Genomic DNA, 21218 nt, shown 5'->3' with positions numbered 1-21218 from the left:
GCACTCTCAAGGACAGCGGCCGGCCACTGGAGGGCCCTGACGCGCTCCGTTTTCACGACCCTTGGCCCGGCAATTTTCGCCCCGCTTACCGCGCCTCACAACTATGCCGGGCCGGTGCTGCCGCGCAGGATGAGTTCATGCGGCAGCATCAGATGCGCGTGCTCGTCCCCCGCCTTCTGCCGGAACTGCGGGTTCACCAGAATATCGACAGCCGCCGCCGCCATCTCCGCCTTGGGCTGGCGGACGGTCGTGACTTGCGGCCAGGCCGCCCGGGAAGACGGCGCATCGTCGAAGCCGCAGACAGAGAGCCTTTCCGGCACGGCAATGCCATGCTTCATCGCGGTGATCAGCACCCCGAGCGCCATGTCGTCGTTCGAGGCGAATATCGCGGTGGGGCGTTCCGGCAGGGCCAGAAGGCGCTCACCCAGTTCCATGCCCGTGCGCGAACTGAAGTCTCCGCGCACGATGCAGTCCTCATCGACCGTGACGCCCGCTGCGGCCATGGCCTTGCGGAAGCCCTCTTCACGCCGCGCCGAGGCGCTATGGCTGATCGGGCCCTGGACGAAACCGATCCGCCGATGGCCGAGGCCCAGCAGATATTCCGTCATCTCCTGCGCTGCACGGCGATCGTCCATGCGCACCGTTCCCGAAGCCGGCGGGGCGCTGCTGGGCGCGACAAGAACGGTGGGCAGGCCGGACTCGGCGAAAACGGCCATCAGCGCCGCTTCGTCACAGATCGGCGGGGCGACGATCGCCCCGTCGAGCCGGAGCGCCGCGATACTGCCGCGAACCTGGCTCTCCCAATCGGGCGCCGTCAGATCGACCGGCTCCACCACCAGGTGGTAGCTGCGCTGCCGGCAGCCGATCAAGGCTCCGTGCTGAACGTCCGTCGCATAGCCCGAGACGGGATCGTCGATGAACAGGCCCAGCAAATAGGAACGCGAGCTGGACAGGCTGCGCGCAAAGGCATTGGGCCGATAGTCGAGTTCGGCCACGACTTTCTGCACCAGTTCCCGCACCTCGGGCCGCACATAGGCCTCGCCGTTGATGACGCGGGACACCGTCTTGGGCGAGACGCCGGCCTTGGCCGCGACATCCTTGATCGTGACGATGCTCAAGACGCTGCCTCCCCGCCGCGCACGCACAGGGCGGCGAACAGGGCGATCCCCACGTAGCAGGCCGCCGGCAGCAGCAGTGCCGGCAGCAGGCCGATCGCGTCAGCCGCCATGCCGGTAAGCAGCGGCACGATCGCCCCGCCGACCACCGCCATGCAGAGCCACATCGAGGCCAGCGGGGCCTTGCTGCTGTCCCGCGGCATGGCGAGCGCGTAGATGGTCGGGTACATGATCGCGTTGCACAGACCGACGGCGATCAGGGCGCCGGCACCAGCCGCGCCGGGCAGAAGGGCCGCGGCCACCGTCAGCATGATCGCCGCCAGGGCCGCGTAGACCAGCAAGCGGGCCTCGGCGATCCAGGTCATCAGCCAGGCCCCGGCGAAACGGCCGATCATGGCCCCCGCCCAGTAGAGGCTGACCAGTCGCCCGGCACTGACCGGCTCCAGCGCCAGCCGGTTCGGCAGCATCAGCACGTTCGTCATCAGCGTCCCGATCGTCACTTCCGCGCCCACGTAGAGGAAGATCGCGCAGGCACCCCAGAGAAGCCGGCGCTCGCCGAGCACGGCGAAGATCTGCCGGGTCCAGTCCCGCGGGAGATAGTCGCCCGCGGCGGACGGCGCGTCGGCCAGTAATGCCCGGTGCGCGATGTAGAACGTGGCCAGCGTCGCCAGTCCTGCCCCGATGGCGATGAAGGGTATCGACGCGGTCACCTCCACGCGCGCGCCGGGGGCGATGTCGGCCAGAAGGAACGGCGCGCTCACCAGCGGGCCAAGCACGGTGCCGAGGGAGTTGAAGCCCTGCAGCAGGTTGAGCCGGAAAGCCGAGCGCCGCGACGGGCCGATCACCGTCACCACCGTATTGGCCGCGATCTGCAGGACCGTCTGCCCGGCCGAAAGCAGCAGCAATGCTCCCAGCACCAACAGGAATTGCCGCATTCCCTGCGCGAGCACCAGCGCCAGGCAACCCGCCGCCATGACGGTCAGCCCCGCCGCGATCGCCCGCATATATCCGATTCGAACCACCGATAGCGCCGCCGGCAGGGCGAACAGCAAGTAGCTGGAGTGGAAAGCCAGCTGGATCAGCAGCGCGCTCTTGTAGTCCAGCGCCAGCACCGACTTGAGCTGCGGCACCAGGAGGCCGACCGAAGCGCTCAGGAACCCGCCGATGAAGAACACGCCGATGGAGAGCCAGAACAGGCGGCGGGTCACCGATTCCTGCGCTTCGGACGTGCGGCTGATCGGGGGGGAAAGCGACATGGTGGACATCTATGGCACTCGGCAGGCGAAGGCAAACGGGCCGGATCGCGGAAATGATGTGTCATGAAATCCACAATCTGACATCGATGTCAAATCGTTGCCGAACCGTTTTCAAATGCGCTTGACATCGATGTCAGATTGCGGCCATCAGCCGCTCACAAGGTACAAACCATCTGGGAGGATGACATGACGAGGCACGATCTCGTCGCGGGCACAGCGCTCGCGGCTTGCCTATTTTCCATTTCCACCGCAGCCCACGCGCAGGATGCCACAGCACCTGCCCAGAATTCGGCGCAACAGGCGTCGTCGGCTGCTTCCAACGGTGACATCATCGTCACGGCCACGCGCCGCGAAACGACTCTTCAGTCGACGCCGATCGCGATTTCGGCCTTCAGCCAGGAAACGCTGACCAAGAACGGCGTCAAGGACGTTACCGACCTGGCCCGTTTCGTGCCTTCGCTGCAGTTCAACCAGCAGGGCGACCAGTCGGCCGTGCTGCTGACCCTGCGCGGCATCGGCAACGACAGTGCCTATACCGAAGTGGCCGACCCCGAAGTCGCCATCTACATCGACGGCATCTACTCGCCGCGCTCGCAGGGCGCCTCGGTACTGATGTACGACATGGAACGCGTGGAAGTGCTGCGCGGCCCACAGGGCACGCTGTTCGGCCGCAACGCCACCGTCGGCGCGCTCAGCCTGATCTCGGCCAAGCCCAAGCTCGGTGAGTTCAGCGGCAATGTCGAAGTGACCGCCGGCAACTACGACCGTCTCGGCGTGCGCGGTGCGATCAACATCCCCGTCACCGACACCCTGGCCTTCCGCGTCGCCTTCGTCAGCGACCGCCACGACGGCTATGCCGACTACCAGGCCGCGCCTGACATCGCCGGCATCAACAAGTCGGCCTTCGTCACTTCGGGCAAGAAGTACTATGCCGCCGACCAGCAGTCGGGCCGCGTCTCGATGCTCTGGCAGCCGAGCGAGAAGTTCAGCTGGAACCTGTCGGCGGAAGGCTTCCTCGACAATGGCGCGCCGGTGATCGGCCTGCTCCAGACCCCGCGCGCGGGCACCAAGCGCTGGTCCACCCTGAGCGACACCGCGCCCAGCACCGACCGCTATTCGGTCGCCGTGCGCAGCACGATGAACTACGACATCACGGACGGCGTCCAGCTCAGCTACATCGCCGGCTGGTCGCGCATCGGCGGCAGCACCCGCACCGATGCCGATGCGGGCGCCCTACCCCCGACCGGCCAGGTGGATGCGGACGGCAACGACCTGCCGCTCGGCGCCTTCAACGAGAACGCCACGCTGTCGTCGCGCTATGACTTCCAGAGCCACGAACTCCAGCTCAAGTCGAGCGGCGAGAACGAACTCGACTGGATCCTGGGCGCTTACTACAGCCACGAGAAGAACAAGATCCGCTTCGACATCGACCAGCGCAACGGCTACCGCGACGGTACGTTCAGCTGGGCGGGCAGCTTCATCCAGGCCAATCGCCAGATCGACAGCCGCGCCGTGTTCGGCCAGACCGTGTGGCACGCCACCGACTGGCTGCGCCTGACCGGCGGCCTGCGCTACACCTCGGACAAGAAGCAGGACATCGGCGGCCGTAACGTCACGTTCTCGGGCGACGGCTGCACCGATGCCGACAAGGCACCCGGCGGCGCCTGCACCACCGGCATCTTCGGCGCCTATCCCGATGCTTCGGCCGCGGAACTGGTGGCCCTGCTGCCCGGCTTCTCGATCTCGAACAACGACGTGAAGGGCAAGTGGGACAAGCTGACCTACCTCGCCCGCGTCGATGCCGATCTTGCCGAGGACACGCTGGGCTATGCCAGCATCTCCACCGGCTTCAAGTCGGGCAACATCCAGGACAATGCCGGTCTGACCGATCCGGAAACCCTGACCAACTACGAAGTCGGCCTCAAGACCCGCCTGCTCGACCGGGCCGTGACGCTCAACCTGGCGGCCTATTATTCCGACTTCAAGGGATACCAGGTCAACCAGGCCGTCACCTTCCGCGACGATGCGGGCAACGTGGTGCGCAGCCAGATCGTGACCCAGAACGCCAAGGGCGCGAAGGCTTACGGCCTGGAAGCGGAAATGAATGCCGCCTTCACCGCCAACGACCGCCTGAACTTCTCGGCTACGCTGCAGAAGACCAAGCTGGACGATCTGGAAAGCGTCGACGGCCGTCTCTACGACGGTGGCAAGGCGTCCTCCATCGTGCAGCTGCAGGGCAACGAACTGGCCCACGCGCCGCGCTTCTCGGCCACGCTGAGCTACGAGCATGATTTCGAACTGGCGAGCGGAGCCCGGATCACCCCGCGCTTCACCACCCATTACGAAACCAAGAGCTGGCTGAGCTACTTCAACGGCGACGCCAATCCGTTCGTGAACGTCAACGATCCGGCCGACAACATGCCCGACCGCGGCACCAACGGCACGTCGTGGGACAAGCAGAAGGCCTACTTCCGTTCCGACGCCTCGCTCCGGTTCAGCCCGGCAGACGGCAGGTACTCGGTCGAAGCCTTCGTCCAGAACATCGAGAACGGGCATATCCGTACCGGTGCCGGTGCCTTCGGCGCGCCGCGCTACGATCCGGTGTTCCTCTCGAACCTGCAGCCGCCGCGGACCTGGGGTGTGCGCGCCAGCGCGAACTTCTGATAGCGAGCTGAAAGGAAAGAACATGACGACCGACTATCCCTCCTCCGGTCGCGTCGTCATCCTGGGCGGCGGTACGGCCGGTTGGCTGGCCGCCGCCTACCTTTCCCGCACGTTGAAGCTGCCGAACGTCACGCTGGTCGAATCCAGCGAAATCGGCATCATCGGCGTGGGGGAAGGGACTTTTCCCACGATCCGCACGACACTGGCGGGCCTCGGGATCAGCGAGGCGGAATTCCTGGTCCGCGCCGACGCCACCTTCAAGCAGGGCGTGCTGTTCGACGGCTGGGCCACCGGCACCGACAGCTATTTCCATCCGTTCAACCTGCCCGTGGGCGGCGAAGACGAAGCGCTGCTGCCGCACTGGATCGCCGATGACAGCGGCCAGCGCCTGCCCTGGGCCGATGCCGTCACCGTGCAGGAACAGGTGATCCGCGCCGGACGCGGTCCCAAGCGGGTCGAAGACCCCGACTTCTCCGGCCCGATGAACTATGCCTACCACTTCGACGCGGCCCGCTTTGCCGATTACTTGCGCGACATATCCGTCGCCGCCGGGGTCGACCGCATCGAAGGAACCGTCGCAACCGTGGAGCGTGCGGGCGATGGCGATATCGCCGCGCTCGTGCTGGCCGATGGCCGCCGCGTGGAAGGCGACTTCTTCCTGGATTGCTCGGGCTTCCGCTCGCTGCTGATCGGCCAGACGCTGGGAGCGGGCTTCACCTCCTGCGCCGGCAGCCTGTTCAACGACCGCGCCCTGGCCATGCAGGTGCCTTATGCCGAACCCGGCGCGCCGGTGCGCCCCTATACTCTGGCCACCGCGCACGAAGCGGGCTGGACCTGGGACATCGGCCTCAGCGAGCGCCGCGGCATCGGCTATGTCTACTCCAGCCGCCATTGCTCGGACGAAGAGGCGGAAGCGACCCTGCGCCGCTATGTCGGCAGCGAAGGTGACAGCCTGACCCCGCGCCAGCTGCGCTTCGAAACCGGCTACCGCGAGACCCAGTGGATCGGCAACTGCGTGGCCGTGGGCCTTTCCGCCGGCTTCTTCGAGCCGCTGGAATCGACCGGCATCATGCTGATCGAGGCCGCGCTCAAGATGATCGGCGAGTTCCTCGTTCCCGGCAGCCGCGCCGCCCGCGATGCTGCCGCGCGCAGCTTCAACCGGCTGATGGCGGCCCGCTTCGAGCGCATCGTCCATTTCCTCAAGCTGCACTACTGCATCACCCGGCGCACCGACACCGCCTATTGGCGCGACAATGCCGATCCGGCCTCCATCCCCGAAGCCTTGCAGGACATGCTGGCGCAGTGGCGCCACCGCCCGCCCTCGCGCTTCGACTTCGTGGTGGATCTCGAGACCTTCCTGCCGCCAAGCTACCACTACATCCTCTACGGCATGGGCTTCGAAACCAGCCTTTCCGCCGGAGCGGCCCGCTATCCCGGTGGCGCCGCCGCGCGCGATGTCTTCTCCCGCGTCCGCAGCGCCCATGCCGGCGCCCGCGGTGCCCTGCCGGACCACCGCGCCCTTCTCGACCATTATCACGCTCGCTCGGCCCCCCAGCCCAACAAGGTTTTCCGATGATTTCTGCCACCAAGACTGCCCTGATCGCCGGCCTCATGGCCGGCGCCAGCCTGAGCGCACCGGCGCTGGCTCAAAACGCGCCTGTCCAGAGCGCGCCTGTCCAGAGTGCTGGGGCCTCCACGTCCGCCGCGACCTCGCCGTCCTCCCAGGCCCGCGCCGATGCCCTCGTCAAGCAGATGACGCTGGAAGAGAAGCTGCAGCTGGTCCACGGGTTCTTCCCGCCGCTGGCCAAGCCGGCGGTGCCCATCGCGATGATCCCCTCTGCCGGCCATATTCCCGGCATTCCGCGCCTAGGCATCCCGACCCTGCGGGAGAGCGACGCCAGCCTCGGCGTCGCCAACCAGATCGAGCAGCGCAAGGGCGACGTCGCCACCGCGCTCCCGGCCAGCATCGCCACCGCCGCCACGTTCAACCCGAAGCTCGCTTATGAAGGCGGCGCGATGATCGGCGCCGAAGCCCGCGCCAAGACCTTCAACGTGCTGCTGGCCGGCGGCGTCAACCTGACCCGCGACCCCTGGAACGGCCGCAATTTCGAGTATCTCGGCGAAGACCCGCTGCTCGCCGGCGTCATGGTGGGTGAGCACATCAAGGGCGTGCAGAGCAACCACATCGTCTCCACCATCAAGCACTTCGCCTTGAACTCGCAGGAGACCGGCCGCACCGTGCTCGATGCCCGGATCGGCACCGCCGAACTGCGCGAGAGCGACCTGCTGGCCTTCCAGCTCGGCATCGAGGCCGGCCAGCCCGCCTCCGTCATGTGCGCCTACAACAAGGTCAATGGCGACTATGCCTGCGAGAACGACTGGCTGCTGAACAAGGTGCTCAAGCAGGACTGGGCCTACAAGGGCTGGGTCATGTCCGACTGGGGCGCGGTCCATTCCACCGAGAAGGCCGCCATCAATGGCCTCGACCAGGATTCCGGCCAGGAACTGGACGACCAGATGTTCTTCGACACCAGGTTCGCCGAAGCGGTGAAGGCCGGGCGCATCCCGATGGCCCGCCTTGACGACATGGTCCGCCGCATCCTGTTCGGCGTGATCGACAGCGGCCTGATGGACAACCCCGTTCCCGAGAGCGCCCAGCAGATCGACTATGCGGCTCACGCCGAAGTCGCCCAGCGCGCGGCCGAGGAAGGCATCGTCCTGCTCAAGAACCAGGGCGACCTGCTGCCTCTCGCCAGGACCGCGAAGAAGATCGTGCTGATCGGCGCCCATGCGGACGTGGGCGTGCTTTCGGGCGGCGGGTCCTCGCAGGTCCGCTCCGTAGGCGGCGCGCCGGTCGAAATCCCCCTGACCAAGGGCGCCGCCGCTTCCTTCGCGCGGATCACCTGGCATGCCTCCTCGCCGCTGAAAGCGATCCAGGCCCTCGCGCCGGGCGCCAGCGTCACGTATGTCGACGGCAGCGACCCCAAGGCGGCAGCCGCCGCCGCGAAGGGCGCGGACATGGCGCTCGTCTTCGCGTGGGCCTGGCGCACCGAGGCGCAGGACCCCGAGAGCATGGCCCTGCCCGACAACCAGGACGCGCTGATCGAGGCCGTCGCCGGCGCCAACAAGAAGACGCTGGTGGTGGTCGAGGCCGGCGGCCCGGTGCTCATGCCCTGGGTCAGCCGCGTGCCCGCCATTCTCCAGGCCTGGTATCCCGGCCAGCGCGGGGGCGAGGCGATCGCCAATATCCTGTTCGGCGCGGTCGATCCTTCGGGCCGCCTGCCGATGACCTTCCCGGTCGGCATCGATCAGGCCCCGCGCCCGCAGCCGCTCGGCCTGGCCGAACTCCACGCCGCCGAAGCGCGGCGCAGCGCCGGGGACAAGACCGTCTACGGCATGAGCGGCGGCGTCGCCTCCTTCCCGGTCGACTACCCGGAGGGCGCCGATGTCGGCTACCGCTGGTATGCCGCGAAGAACGAAAAGCCGCTGTTCCCCTTCGGCTTCGGCCTTACCTACACCAGCTTCCGCTACGCCAACCTCAAGGTGTCCGGCGGCGCCAGGCTGACCGTCGCCTTCGACGTGACCAACAGCGGCAAGCGCGAGGGCGCCGACGTGCCGCAGCTCTATGTCGAGGCGAAAAGCGCCGCAGGCACGAGCGCCTATCGCCTGGCCGGGTTCGAGAAGGTCTGGCTCAAGCCCGGCGAGACCCGTCACGTCTCGCTGACCGTCGACCCGCGCGTGATCGCCCGTTTCGACAACGCCGCGCCCGGCTGGATCGTCGATGCCGGCGCCTATCGCCTGCGCATCGGCCACTTCGCCGGTGACGCCGCTCTCGAAGGCGCCGCCAATCTCGACCGGGTGACCGCCAGGCCGTGACGACCAAGCCCTGATACCCCCGGCGGCGGCACCGGCTTCCCGTCGGAGCGCCGCCACAGCCCCATCCTGACGCCCGCCCTCACAGGAGACCTCATGACCCGCCGTTTCCCAGCCGCTTCCCTGTCGATCCTCGCCCTGGCGCTGACCGGAGCGGCGGGCGCGCAATCTGCGTCTCCTCAGGCCGCCGCTCAGGCAGCCTCCCCAGTGGCCAATCCGGCGATCTGGCCCAAGGTGAACGCCCAGCCGAAGCGCGATCCCAAAGTGGAAAAGCGCGTCGATGCGCTGATCCAGGCGATGTCCCTGGAAGACAAGGTCGGCCAGATCATCCAGGTCGACATCGGCTCGATCAAGCCCGCGGACGTGGTCACCTACAAGATCGGTTCGGTGCTGAACGGCGGCAACAGCGGCCCTTATGACGACGAATATGCCTCGCCCGCCAAGTGGCTGAAGCTGGCGGACGAGTTCTACGACGCCTCGATGACCCGCAGCGATTCTCGCCCGAAGGTTCCCATCATCTGGGGCACGGATTCGGTCCACGGGAACAACAACATCGTCGGCGCCACGCTTTTCCCGCACAACATCGGCCTTGGCGCCGCCAGGGACCGCGATCTCATCCGCAAGATCGGTGAAGTGACCGCGCTGGAAACGGCGGCGGCCGGGCTCGACTGGACGTTCGCGCCCACGCTCGCCGTCGTGCAGGACGACCGCTGGGGCCGCACGTACGAAAGCTATGGCGAAGAGCCGGAGATCGCGGCGGACTATGCCGGCGCCATGATCGAAGGCGTGCAGGGCAAAGTCGGCACCAAGGACTTCCTCGCCCCCAACCACCTGATCGCCACCACCAAGCATTTCCTGGGCGACGGCGGCACCGGCGGCCGGGATCAGGGCGACACGCGGATTTCCGAAGAGGTTCTGCGCGACGTCCATCTCGGCGGCTATCCCGCCGCGATCGAGGCCGGCACCCAGTCGGTCATGGCCAGCTTCTCCAGCTGGAACGGCGCAAAGATGAGCGGCAACAAGTCGCTCCTCACCGGCGTGCTGAAGGACCGCATGGGCTTCGACGGCTTCGTGGTGGGCGACTGGAACAGCCATGGGCAGGTCGAAGGCTGCACCAACGAGGATTGCCCCCAGGCGATCAACGCCGGGCTGGACATGTTCATGTATTCCGGGCCGGGCTGGAAGCAGCTCTACGACAACACCCTGCGCGAGGCGAAGGACGGCACCATTCCCATGGCCCGCCTGGACGATGCCGTGCGCCGCATCCTGCGCGTGAAGCTGCGCGCGGGTACGTTCGAGCGCGGCCGCCCCTCGTCCCGCGTGGCGGCCGGCAAGTTCGACGTGATCGCCAGCGCCGCCCACAAGGCCATTGCGCGGCAGGCGGTGCAGGAATCGCTGGTCCTGCTCAAGAACGAGGGCGTGCTACCGCTGAAGCCCAGCGCCAATATCCTGGTGGCGGGCAAGGCGGCCGACAGCGTGAGCCAGCAGGCCGGCGGCTGGTCGATCACCTGGCAGGGCGCGGACCTGCCCAACTCCGCGTTCCCCAATGCCACCACCATCTGGAAGGGCATCGAGGACACCGTGAAGGCTGCAGGCGGCACCGCGACTTACGCGCCGGACGGCACATTCGCGAAGAAGCCCGACGCCGCGATCGTGGTCTTCGGCGAAACTCCTTATGCCGAGTTCAAGGGCGACATTCCCAACCTGGAATACAGCCCCGGAGACAAGCCGGACCTGGCGATGCTGAAGCGCCTCAAGGCGGCGGGCATTCCGGTCGTCGCCGTGTTCCTGTCTGGCCGGCCGCTATGGGTGAATGCGGAGCTGAACGCCTCGGACGCCTTCGTCGCGGCCTTCCTGCCGGGCAGCGAGGGCGGCGGCGTGGCCGACGTGCTGTTCGCCAGGGCCGACGGCGCGGTCGCTCACGACTTCAAGGGCAAGCTCAGCTTCTCCTGGCCCAAGCGCCCCGACCAATATGTGCTGAACCGCCGCGATCCGGGCTACGATCCCCTGTTCGCGTTCGGCTACGGCCTTTCCTATGCCCGCCCCGGCAAAGTGGGCAAGCTGGACGAAACCCGCCCCGCAGGCATGACCGAGGCGACTCCCGGCACGTTCTACGGCACCGGGCGGACTCCTCCGGGCTGGCAGTTCGACACGCAGCTGGTCAAGGAAACCGGCGTGGACCGGCGCGCGCAGGAAGATGCCCGCCTGTTCACCTGGGGAGAGCCGGGCGGCAAGGCGGGAAGCGGCACGGCAACAGGCCGCGTCGCCATCGTCGCGCCCCGCCCCATCGACCTCTCGCGCGAGAGCAACGGAGAGATCAGCCTGGTGATCCAGTACCGGCTGGACGGCAAGCCCACCGGCCCGGTCACGCTGGGCATGGAGAGCGGCGGCAAGACGGTGGGAGTCCCGCTCACGCAGACGCTGGCCAAGGCGGCGCCGGGCACCTGGACCACGTTCGCCATCCCGCTGCAATGCTTCGCCAGCCGCGGCGCCGACATGCACGCCCTCACCGCGCCGCTGGTGCTGTCCGCCACCGGACCGTTCGCCATCGCCATCTCCGATGTGAAGCTGGACTATGTCTCGATGCCGATGAACGCCTGCGGCGGCTGAGGCCCGCAAGGGGCCGGAACGCATCTCCCCCGCTTTTCGGCCCTTCGGACATATTGAGTTCCACCCGCAGAAGTGATTTAATCCGTCCTGCACGCGTAGGCCCGGCCTGCAAGCGTCGGCCTGCGCAGAAAGGGTCCGTTACCCTGACGATGGGCCCTCTTGCCGGGCCATGGTGCTGGCCCCTGACGTTGGGACCTCGCCATGCACAAGGCAGCTTTTCTGGTCTACGCCCTGGTCGTCTACGGACTGTTCCTGGCGACTTTCCTTTATCTGATCGGCTTCCTCGGCAATGTTCCGGGTCTTCCCTTCACGGTGGACCGCGGACCGGGCGCTCCTTTCGCGGCGGCAGTGGTGCTCGATCTGGCGCTGATCGCGCTGTTCGGCGTCCAGCACAGCGTGATGGCGCGGCAGGGCTTCAAGCGGCGATGGACCCGGATCGTCCCGCCCCCGATCGAGCGCAGCACATATGTGCTCTTTGCCAGCCTCGCGCTGATCGTGCTGTTCCTGTTGTGGCGGCCCATCCCCGCGGTCGTCTGGGATCTTTCCGGCCCGACGCCCCGCGCGCTGGTCTGGGCGCTGTTCGCCGCGGGCTGGGTGATCGTGCTGACGAGCACGTTCCTCATCGATCACTTCGAACTCTTCGGCCTGAGCCAGGTCATCCGCCACGCGCGCGGAGGAACGCCCGCCGCCCCGCGCATGCGCCAGCCGCTGTTCTACCGCGTCGTGCGCCATCCGCTCTATTCGGGCTTCTTCCTGGCCTTCTGGGCCGCGCCGACCATGACCGCCGGCCACCTGCTGCTGGCGCTGGGAATCTCGGCCTATATCCTGATCGCCATCCGCTACGAGGAGCGCGACCTGGTGCATCTGTTCGGCCACGACTACGAGAGCTATCGGCTGCGCGTGGGCATGCTGGTGCCGCGGTTCCCGGGGAAAACTTCTAGGCCGCCGCGAAAGTGAGCGCCTCGATCTTGTTGCCGTCGGGATCGCGCACGAAGGCGGCATAGTAGTGACGGTCGTACTCCGGCCTCAGTCCGGGTGCCCCGTCGGCGCTGCCGCCGCTGGCGATCGCCACGCGGAAGAACGCCTCCACCGCCGCGCGCGCTTCCACTTCGAAAGCGATGTGGACGCCGTTGCCCGGCGTCGCCGCGCCGCCATCTGCCGGGAGGTTGAGGCTGAACACGGTGATCCCCGCCCCGTAGCCGACCGCCTCATCCACATCCAGGGTCCGCGACAGCCCCAGCTCGCGCATGACCGGGTCATAGAAGGCGCGGGCGCGGGCGAGGTCGGACGTGCCGAGGGAAACGTGATGGAGCATGCCCGGGGAACGAGCGCCGGGCGATCCGGTTCCGGCGCGGGGGCTTTGCTGCCGCTTCGCCGGAACCGGATGACGGTCCGACCCGTCAGGCGGGACTGACGAGCATCAGCGCATCCAGCGCCACCGCACCCTGCCCAGTGGGATGCAGGATCACCGGGTTGAGGTCGATCTCCGCCAGCGAAGGCTCTGCCGCCAGGATCGCGCCCACTTGCGCTACCAGCCGCGCCAGCGCCCGTACATCGAGGGCCGGCGATCCGCGATAGCCGGCCAGCAGCGGCGCGCTTTCAAGCTCCATCAGCTCCGCCGCGATCTGCTCCTGCGTCATGTCGGGCGTGAACAGGCGCACGTCCTGCAGGATTTCCGCCGTCACGCCGCCGAACCCGGCCAGGACCACCGGGCCCCACTCGGGATCGTTGCGACCGCCGACTATCATTTCCAGCCCGCGTGCGCCCATCTTCTCGATGAGAACGCCGTCCAGCACCAGCGCGGCATCGTAGGCGCCGACATTGGCATGGATGCGCGTCCACGCCTGGGCCACCGCATCGGCATCCGCCAGCCCCAGGATCACCCCGCCCGCGTCGCTCTTGTGCCCCAGCGCCGCCGCCTGGGCCTTCATCGCCACCGGATAGCCCACCGCATCGGCAGCCGAGACGGCAGCCTCGGCGCTGTCCGCGAAGCGCCCTGCCGGGAACGCGAAGCCGAGCGGCGCCAGCAGTTCCTTCGCGCGGTACTCGGCGATCACGCCCTCGCGGTCGCGCAGACCCGGCACCGGCATCGGGGCCGTCTCTGCCGCCTTGAGGTCGCGTGCCGCCAGCGCCCCCAGCCGCGCGAGCGCGCGGAAGGCCCGCTCGTTGCTGGGGAAGCAGGGGATGCCCCGCGCCCGCAGCGCGGCGATATGCTCGGGTGGGATCGGCGCGCCTTCGTCCAGTCCGGCGAAGACCAGCGGCTTGTCGATCGTGCGGCCTTCCAGCGCGGCCAGGATCGCGGGCACCTTGATGGCGCACGTCACGGGATCGGTCTGGATGATCCCCGCCACCACGCCGCCGACGCGCGGATCGTCCAGCAGAGCGGCCAGCGTATGGGTGTATATCTCCGGCTGGCTCAACCCCTGCGCCGTGATGTCGAGTGGATTGCTGACCGGCACGAAAGGCGGCAGCGCGGCGCGCAGGGCCGGGGAATCCGCATCGCCCAGCGGCGCAAGGGCAATGCCCAGCTCTTCCGCCAGATCGAGCGTCAGCGCCTTGAAGGCGCCGGACTCGCCCAGCACCGCCAGCTCCGCCTGCGCCAGCGCGGGCGCGCGCAGGAGCACTTCGGAGATATCGCCCAGCTCTTCCAGCGTTTCTGCGAAGACCACGCCGGCCCGCTCCACCTTGCGGCGCATCAGCTTGTAGTCGCCCGCCATGGCCCCGGTATGAGTCGCGGCGGACTCACGCGCGGCGCTGGACTTGCCGGGGTGCAGCAGCACCACCTGCTTGCCTGCCGCGCGGGCACGGCGCGCCGCGGCCAGGAAGCGCGCGGGACGGCGGAACTGCTCCACGATCATGGCGATGACCTGGGTGTCGCCATCCTCGACCAGCCAGTCGACATAGTCCTCGACGCCGCTGGCGGCCTCGTTGCCGGTCGAAACCGAATAGCTGATCGCCAGGTCGCGCGCCTGGAAGGTGGTGCAGAGCACGGCCGCCATCGCGCCCGATTGCGACACCACCGCCACCGCGCGGCGGCCCGACGGGGCGACCGTGTCGGTCTCCACGAAGGTCAGCGGTATGCCGTCTACATGGTTGACCAGGCCCAGGCAGTTCGGGCCCTCGATCACCATGCCGTGCTCGGCGGCGATGCGGGCGATTTCCGCCTGCTGCGCCTTGCCCTCTTCACCGCCCTCGGCAAAGCCTGCCGAGAAGATGATCGCGCCGCCGCAGCCGCGCACGGCCAGACCGCGCACGGCGTCCACCACGCCTGCCTGCGGGATCGCCAGGACCGCCACGTCGACGCCTTCGGGCAGAGCCTCCACGGAAGGCAGGCAGGTGCGGAAACCGATCGTCTCGCGCTTGGGGTTGATGGGATAGACCTCCCCCGCGAACGCGTTGCGGTCGAGATTGCCCAGCACCGAGGCGCCGAGCGCCCCGGGCTTGTCGCTTGCACCCACCACCGCGACCGAGCGCGGCCGCAGCAGACGCGCGATCGCGTCCCTCGGCAGGGTTCTTTCGTTCATCGCTGCCTCTCCCAGGGCCTGGCGCTCAGCGCGCCTTGTTCAGATCGTAGGCGCCGAGACCGGGCTTGTACGTCTTGTCGTCGATGAATTGACGAGTGGCTTCCTTGCGCCCCTCGCCATCGAAGAAGTTCGCCGCTTCCTGCGTGCGCACGAGGTAGTCCATCGAATTGTCGAAGGTCATCTCGCTCACCCGGCGGATCGCCCACTTGGTGCCGCGCAGCGCCACGGGGTTCTTGCCGAGCAGGACCGTGGCCACTTCGGTCACGCGCGCCTTGAGCTTCTCCGCCGGCACCGCTTCGTTGACGAGGCCCCATTCGGCGGCCTTCCGGCCATCGATGTTCTCGCCCATCATGGCGTGGTACATGGCGTTGCGGAAGCCGGTCAGCTCGACGATGATCTTGCTGGCGCCGCCGCCGGGCAGGATGCCCCAGTTGATTTCGGACAGGCCGAACTGCGCGTCTTCCGCGGCAACCGCCAGGTCGCAGCCGAACAGCGGGCCATAAGCGCCGCCGAAGCACCAGCCGTTGACCATCGCGATCGTCGGCTTCTCGTACCAGCGCAGGCGTTCCCACCAGCCATAGGCTTCGCGCTGGGCCTTGCGGACATGGCCGAGGCCCTTCTCTTCGTTTTCGCGGAAGTATTCCTTGAGGTCCATGCCGGCCGAGAAGGCGGTGCCCTCTCCGGTCAGCACCAGGACGCCCACGTCGTCGCGGAATTCCAGCTCGTCGAGCACTTCCTTCATGCGCCGGTTGAGGCTGGGGCTCATGCAATTGCGCTTCTCGGGGCGATTGAACGAAACCCAGGCGATGCGGTTTTCGACGGTGTAGGAAACGGTATCGGTTTCAGCGCGGTCTTGCATGGCTATCCTCTTTCCTTGATTGCTGTCATGCATAGCAACACGATTGCTATCGTCAATAGCATAAACAACGAGGGACCATGACCGATCTTCTGGGGCAACTGCCGGGCTATGCGCTGCGCCGCGCCGCCAATGCCGTGATGGGCGAACTGGGCGACCTGCTGGGCGATCGCGGTTTCCGCATCACCGAGGCTGCCGTGCTGCTGCTGGTCCAGGACCGTTCGGACCTCACCAGCAGCCAGATCGGCAAGACGCTGGACATCCAGCGCGCCAACATGGTGCCGCTGCTGAACCGGCTGGAAGCGGCCGGCTGGATCCGCCGCGAGCCGCTGGACGGCAAATCGCTGGCGATCATGCTTACGCCCGAAGGGGCGGCAAAAGTCACGGAACTCGGTGAAGTGATCGAAGCGTTCGAGCAGAAGCTGCTGGACCGCGTGCCCGCCGAGCACCGCGACCACTTGCTCCCCGCGCTCAACGCCATCTGGCGATAGGCGGCGGGCGCGCCGCCGAAGTGGAGAGCGGGTTGCCCCGCTCTCGGTTCCCTCAGATCGGGTAGTGGCCCGGCTGCGTTTCCACCGTGATCCAGCGGGTCTCGGTGAAGCTGTCCAGGCCCTGCCGGCCGCCGAAGCGCCCATAGCCCGAGGCGCCGACGCCGCCGAAGGGCATCTGCGCCTCGTCATGCACGGTCGGGCCGTTGACGTGGCAGATGCCGGATCGGATGCGCCGCGCGACGCCCAGCCCGCGCGCGGTGTCGCGGGTGAAGACAGCGGCGGAAAGGCCGTATTCGGTGTCGTTGGCCAGTTCGACGGCGTGGTCCTCGTCCCGCGCGCGGATCATGGCGACGACCGGGCCGAAGCTCTCGTCGCGGTAGAGGTTCATCGCCGAAGTCACGCCGTCCACCACGGTCGCGGGCATGAGCACGCTGTCCGCCGCGCCGCCCGTGAGGATGCGCGCTCCCTTGTCGGCGGCATCGGCGATCAGCGCATTGACGTGGTCCACGGTCTTGCGGTCCACCACGGCGCCGAGCGGGGTCTTGCCCTCGCGCGGGTCGCCCGTGGTCATGGTGGAGACTTTCGCGGCGAACTTCTCCGCAAAGGCGTCCGCCACCGCATCGACCACGATGATCCGCTCGGTCGACATGCAGATCTGGCCCTGGTTCATGAAGGCGCCGAATGCCGCGGCCTTGACCGCCTCATCCAGGTCGGCGTCGTGCAGCACCACGAACGGCGCCTTGCCGCCCAATTCGAGCAGGCAGGGCTTGAGATGCTCGGCCGCGCGCTTGGCGATGATCTTGCCGACCGCGGTGGAGCCGGTGAAGTTGATGCGCTTCACGGCAGGCGCATCGATCAGCGCGCCCACCACTTCGGCCGCCTGGGCCGGGGCATTGGTGACGACGTTGACCACGCCCTCGGGGAATCCGGCCTCGGCGAAAGCCTCGATGATCAGGGCATGGGTGCGCGGGCATTGCTCGCTGGCCTTGAGGATCACGGCATTGCCGCAGGCGAGCGGCACGGCGATCGCGCGCACGCCCAGGATGATCGGGGCGTTCCAGGGCGCAATGCCCAGAATCACGCCCACCGGCTCGCGGATCGCCATGGCCAGGCAGCCCGGCTTGTCCGAGGGGATGATCTCGCCGGTGATCTGGGTGGTCAGCGAGGCCGCCTCGCGCACGATCCCGGCGGCCAGCGTCAGGTTGAACATGGCCCAGCCCGCGGTCGCGCCGATCTCGCCCATCATGGCATCGACGAACGCGTCCTTGCGCGCTTCCAGCGCATCGGCGGCCCGCAGCAGCACCGCGCGGCGCGCATTCGGCCCCAGCGCGCCCCAGGCAGGCTGCGCAGCGCCGGCCCGGGCGGCGATCGCAGGCATCTGTTCGGCCGTCATGGCCTCTGCGCTGGAGGCGACGTCGCCGGTCAGCGGATTGATGCGCTCGAACTTCATGGCGTGGATTCTCCCAAAGATTTAGCTATTGGCTATAGCATTAAACCAGCCCATGCAAGCGGGGCGCATCGGCTGACGGCCGCAAGGCGTTGACCGGCAGGCCCTGTTCCGCGCATCGTCCGCCCAGCGTTGCATGGCTGAAGGATGTGGAATTGGACCGGTGGCAAGCCATGAGGATCTTCGTCCGGGTGGCGGAAACGGCGAGTTTCGTCGAGGCGGCCCGGCAGATGCATCTCAGCCCGCCGGCCGTCACGCGGGCGGTATCGGGCCTGGAAGAGGACATCGGGGTCAGGCTGCTGGCGCGAACGACGCGATCGGTGAAGATGACCGAGGCCGGCCAGCGCTATTTCGAGGATTGCCGCCGCATCCTGGCCGACATCGCCGAAGCGGAGGCTTCCGCGGCGGGATCGCACGGCAATCCCACCGGCACGCTCATCGTCACCGGGCCGATCATGTTCGGACAGATGCACGTCCTGCCGATCCTGCTGGAATATCTCGACATGTTCCCGAGCGTCACCGGCCGCAGCCTCTTCGTGGACCGGGGCGTCAACATCGTCGAGGAAGGGATCGATGTCGCCGTGCGGATCGGGCATCTCCCCGCCTCGGGCCTCAGCGCCACGCGCGTGGGCTGGGTGCGGCGGACGATCTGCGGCGCGCCTTCCTATTTCGAGCGGCACGGCGTGCCTCGCTCCCCAGCCGATCTGGCGGATCACCGCGTGATCGTGCCGACCGGCGCCTGGGTCTCCCCGGAGTGGCACTTCGGCCCCGACGGACGGACCCGCGTGACCGTGCACCCGCGGCTGCTGTGCAATACCAACCAGGCCGCCATCGCCGCCGCCGAGCAGGGCTGGGGCATCACCCGCGTGCTGTCCTACCAGGTCGGCCCGGCGCTGGCGGCGGGGCGCCTGCAGTCCGTGCTGGACGATCATGCCGAAAGCCCGATGCCGATCCACGTCGTCCATGCCGAGGGGCGGCATGCCACAGCCAAAGTGCGGGCTTTCGTGGACCTGGCCGTCCAGCGCCTGCGCGGCAACGACCTGTTGCAGTGACGGAGTCATTATTCCTCAAATAGGAACAATGAGTTCCGCAGACACCCGATTATCGAGATCGGGCATAAGAACTACTTCTTCCATCAGAGGCTGACGCAGCTCGCTCGGCCGCTCTCACGAAAGTGGAAGACATGACCAAGCCCCTGATCCCCGCTCCGCTCCCCCAGACGTTCCAAGCCGCCACCCAGAATGCGGCCTCCGCCGCCGCCCACAATACGGCCTCCGCCGCGGCCCACAATGCGGCCTCCGCCGCCATCCACTACCGCACCGCCACGGTCGAAGGCCTGACGATGGCCTATCGCGAAGCCGGCCCGGCGGACGCTCCGGTGGTGCTTCTGCTCCACGGCTTCCCCACCTCTTCGCACATGTTCCGCAACCTGATCCCGCTGCTGGCGGACGGCTACCGCGTGATCGCGCCGGACTATCCCGGCTTCGGCCAGAGCGACGCACCGGACCACACCGCCTTCGACTACAGCTTCGCCCACTATGCCGACCTGGTCGACGCCTTGCTGGAGCAGATCGGCGCCGCGCACTATGCCATGTATGTCATGGATTACGGGGCGCCCGTGGGCTACCGGCTGGCGCTGAAGCACCCCGAGCGCGTCACCGGACTGATCGTGCAGAACGGCAATGCCTATGACGAGGGGCTCGGCGCGTTCTGGGACCCGATCAAGACCTACTGGCAGAGCGGATCGGCCGAGGACCGCGAGGCGCAGGCCTGGCTCGTCACGCCGGAAGCCACCCGCTTCCAGTACACCGACGGCGTCCGCGACGTCACCCGCATCAGCCCGGACAACTGGGTCCACGACCAGGACCTGCTCGACCGGCCGGGCAACCGCGAGATCCAGCTCGACCTGTTCTACGACTACCGCACCAATGTGCCGCTCTATCCCGCGTTCCAGCAGTTCTTCCGCGAACACAGGCCGCCGACGCTGATCGTCTGGGGCAAGAACGACATGATCTTCCCCGAGTCCGGCGCTCATCCCTACTTGCGCGACCTGCCCCAGGCCGAAATGCACATCCTCGACACCGGGCACTTCGCGCTGGAGGACAAGCTGGACGAGATGGCGCCGCTCATCCGCAGCTTCCTCGACCGTGAGGTGGCGACCCGCTGATCCGGGCCACAAGGGGGCCGGGCACCCGCCCGGCACCCTTTTACCACCCGTCATCGCTTTGGAGATGGACCATGTCCTACGGATTTCTGGATATCGCCATGACGCCCAGCGTTCGCGCGGCCCAGGCGGAAATGGGCGCCGACCGGCAATGGGCCCACTTCGAGGGAGACCGCGAATTCGACCGCTTCACCGCGAACGAGGCGGCCTTCATCGCCGCGCGCGACAGCTTCTACATGGGGTCCGTATCCGAGGACGGCTGGCCCTATGTCCAGCATCGCGGCGGCCCCGCCGGCTTCCTCAAGCTGGTGGACGAACGGACGCTGGCCTTCGCCGACTATCGCGGCAACCGCCAGTACATCAGCACCGGCAACCTGGCCGCGAACGACCGGGCCTGCCTGATCCTGATGGACTATCCGCGCCGCATGCGGCTGAAGATCTATGCCCATGTCGAGAAGCTCTCGCTTGACGCCGATGCGGCGCTGACCGATCTCGTCATGGACCCCGGCTACAAGGCGCGGCCGGAGCGGATCTTCCGGTTGCGGCTGGCGGCGTTCGACTGGAACTGCCCCCAGCACATCACGCCCCGCTTCACCGAGCGGGAAATCGAACAGGCGGTCCGCCCGTTGCACGAGCGGATGGCCGAACTGGAGGCGGAGAACGCAGCCCTGCGCAGCCGCCTGGAAGAAGGACACGCATGATGGAAAACCCGCGCCCGCCGCTGCCGCCGTTCACTGCCGAAAGCGCGGCCGAGAAAGTGCGCCTGGCCGAGGATGGCTGGAACAGCCGCGACCCCGCCCGGGTCGCGCTGGCCTATACGCCTGACAGCGCATGGCGCAATCGCGCCGAATTCCTGAACGGACGCCCGGCCATCATCGCTTTCCTCACCGCCAAATGGCAGCGCGAGCGCGACTACCGGCTGATCAAGGAACTCTGGGCCTTCCGCGAAAACCGCATCGCCGTGCGCTTCGCTTACGAATGGCACGACGACAGCGGCGACTGGTTCCGCTCCTATGGCAACGAGAACTGGGAGTTCGACGCCGATGGCCTGATGCGCAGACGCCTGGCCTGCATCAACGATGCCCCCATCGCCGAGGCCGACCGGCTGTTCCACTGGCCGCTCGGGCGCCGTCCGGACGAGCACCGCGGCCTCAGCGACCTCGGGCTCTGACGATATCCGCTGCGCCGGGCGCGGTGTGGCCTGTCAGCGCACCCGGC

General features: G+C 67.7%; 16 protein-coding genes. 10 read left to right on the top strand and 6 right to left on the bottom strand.

Annotated features, from left to right (window positions below):
• Window positions 1-101: 101 nt before the first annotated feature.
• Window positions 102-1118: a LacI family DNA-binding transcriptional regulator gene (locus tag EDF57_RS22610; RefSeq protein ID WP_134095951.1), complete on the bottom strand. Its 1017-nt coding sequence runs from the start codon at window positions 1116-1118 to the stop codon at window positions 102-104.
• Window positions 1115-2380: an MFS transporter gene (locus tag EDF57_RS22605; protein ID WP_134095950.1), complete on the bottom strand. Its 1266-nt coding sequence runs from the start codon at window positions 2378-2380 to the stop codon at window positions 1115-1117. Before EDF57_RS22605 ends, EDF57_RS22610 begins: the two co-directional genes overlap by 4 nt.
• Window positions 2381-2557: 177 nt before the next feature.
• Between EDF57_RS22605 and EDF57_RS22600 the strand changes: the two genes are divergently transcribed.
• The 5 genes from EDF57_RS22600 (at window position 2558) to mddA (ending at window position 12475) form a co-directional block, all read left to right on the top strand.
• Window positions 2558-5035, top strand: a complete 2478-nt coding sequence (locus tag EDF57_RS22600; protein ID WP_134095949.1) for a TonB-dependent receptor — start codon at window positions 2558-2560, stop codon at window positions 5033-5035.
• Window positions 5036-5057: 22 nt separating this feature from the next.
• Window positions 5058-6611 (top strand): tryptophan halogenase family protein, encoded by a 1554-nt coding sequence (locus EDF57_RS22595; protein WP_134095948.1) that lies wholly within the window; start codon window positions 5058-5060, stop codon window positions 6609-6611.
• Window positions 6608-8911 carry a glycoside hydrolase family 3 protein gene (locus EDF57_RS22590; protein WP_166675364.1) on the top strand — a complete coding sequence of 768 codons (2304 nt, stop codon included), beginning with the start codon at window positions 6608-6610 and terminating at the stop codon, window positions 8909-8911. Before EDF57_RS22595 ends, EDF57_RS22590 begins: the two co-directional genes overlap by 4 nt.
• 93 nt (window positions 8912-9004) lie before the next feature.
• Complete coding sequence (locus tag EDF57_RS22585) at window positions 9005-11518, top strand: exo 1,3/1,4-beta-D-glucan glucohydrolase (RefSeq protein ID WP_134095947.1); 2514 nt, start codon at window positions 9005-9007, stop codon at window positions 11516-11518.
• A 201-nt stretch (window positions 11519-11719) separates the two neighbouring features.
• A complete protein-coding gene (gene mddA, locus EDF57_RS22580) occupies window positions 11720-12475 on the top strand; it encodes a methanethiol S-methyltransferase (protein ID WP_134095946.1) in 756 nt (251 codons plus the stop codon).
• On the opposite strand, the gene EDF57_RS22575 is transcribed toward mddA, so the two are convergent.
• The 3 genes from EDF57_RS22575 to EDF57_RS22565 form a co-directional block, all read right to left on the bottom strand.
• Window positions 12456-12833: a VOC family protein gene (locus EDF57_RS22575; RefSeq protein WP_134095945.1), complete on the bottom strand. Its 378-nt coding sequence runs from the start codon at window positions 12831-12833 to the stop codon at window positions 12456-12458. The genes mddA and EDF57_RS22575 overlap by 20 nt on opposite strands.
• Window positions 12834-12918: 85 nt before the next feature.
• Window positions 12919-15042, bottom strand: coding sequence for an acetate--CoA ligase family protein (locus tag EDF57_RS22570; protein WP_134095944.1), 2124 nt, complete (start codon window positions 15040-15042; stop codon window positions 12919-12921).
• Window positions 15043-15067: 25 nt separating this feature from the next.
• Window positions 15068-15901, bottom strand: a complete 834-nt coding sequence (locus EDF57_RS22565; protein WP_132268873.1) for a p-hydroxycinnamoyl CoA hydratase/lyase — start codon at window positions 15899-15901, stop codon at window positions 15068-15070.
• Window positions 15902-15978: 77 nt separating this feature from the next.
• On the opposite strand from EDF57_RS22565, the gene EDF57_RS22560 reads away from it, so the two are divergent.
• Window positions 15979-16389, top strand: a complete 411-nt coding sequence (locus EDF57_RS22560) for a MarR family transcriptional regulator (protein ID WP_132268875.1) — start codon at window positions 15979-15981, stop codon at window positions 16387-16389.
• Window positions 16390-16441: 52 nt separating this feature from the next.
• Here the strand turns inward: EDF57_RS22560 and EDF57_RS22555 are convergent, their stop codons facing one another.
• Window positions 16442-17839, bottom strand: a complete 1398-nt coding sequence (locus tag EDF57_RS22555; protein ID WP_134095943.1) for an aldehyde dehydrogenase — start codon at window positions 17837-17839, stop codon at window positions 16442-16444.
• A 170-nt stretch (window positions 17840-18009) separates the two neighbouring features.
• Between EDF57_RS22555 and EDF57_RS22550 the strand changes: the two genes are divergently transcribed.
• The 4 genes from EDF57_RS22550 (at window position 18010) to EDF57_RS22535 (ending at window position 21171) form a co-directional block, all read left to right on the top strand.
• Window positions 18010-18888 (top strand): LysR family transcriptional regulator, encoded by an 879-nt coding sequence (locus EDF57_RS22550; RefSeq protein WP_243841236.1) that lies wholly within the window; start codon window positions 18010-18012, stop codon window positions 18886-18888.
• A gap of 131 nt (window positions 18889-19019) precedes the next feature.
• A complete protein-coding gene (locus tag EDF57_RS22545; RefSeq protein ID WP_134095941.1) occupies window positions 19020-20003 on the top strand; it encodes an alpha/beta hydrolase in 984 nt (327 codons plus the stop codon).
• A gap of 71 nt (window positions 20004-20074) precedes the next feature.
• Entirely contained in the window at window positions 20075-20701 is a 627-nt protein-coding gene (locus EDF57_RS22540) for a pyridoxamine 5'-phosphate oxidase family protein (RefSeq protein ID WP_134095940.1), read from the top strand.
• Complete coding sequence (locus EDF57_RS22535; protein ID WP_134095939.1) at window positions 20701-21171, top strand: nuclear transport factor 2 family protein; 471 nt, start codon at window positions 20701-20703, stop codon at window positions 21169-21171. The genes EDF57_RS22540 and EDF57_RS22535 overlap by 1 nt, the downstream gene beginning before the upstream one ends.
• Window positions 21172-21218: the final 47 nt, after the last annotated feature.

It is taken from the genome of Novosphingobium sp. PhB55 (assembly GCF_004368805.1).
Lineage (GTDB): Bacteria > Pseudomonadota > Alphaproteobacteria > Sphingomonadales > Sphingomonadaceae > Novosphingobium.
This window is presented reverse-complemented; position numbering and strand designations above follow the sequence as displayed.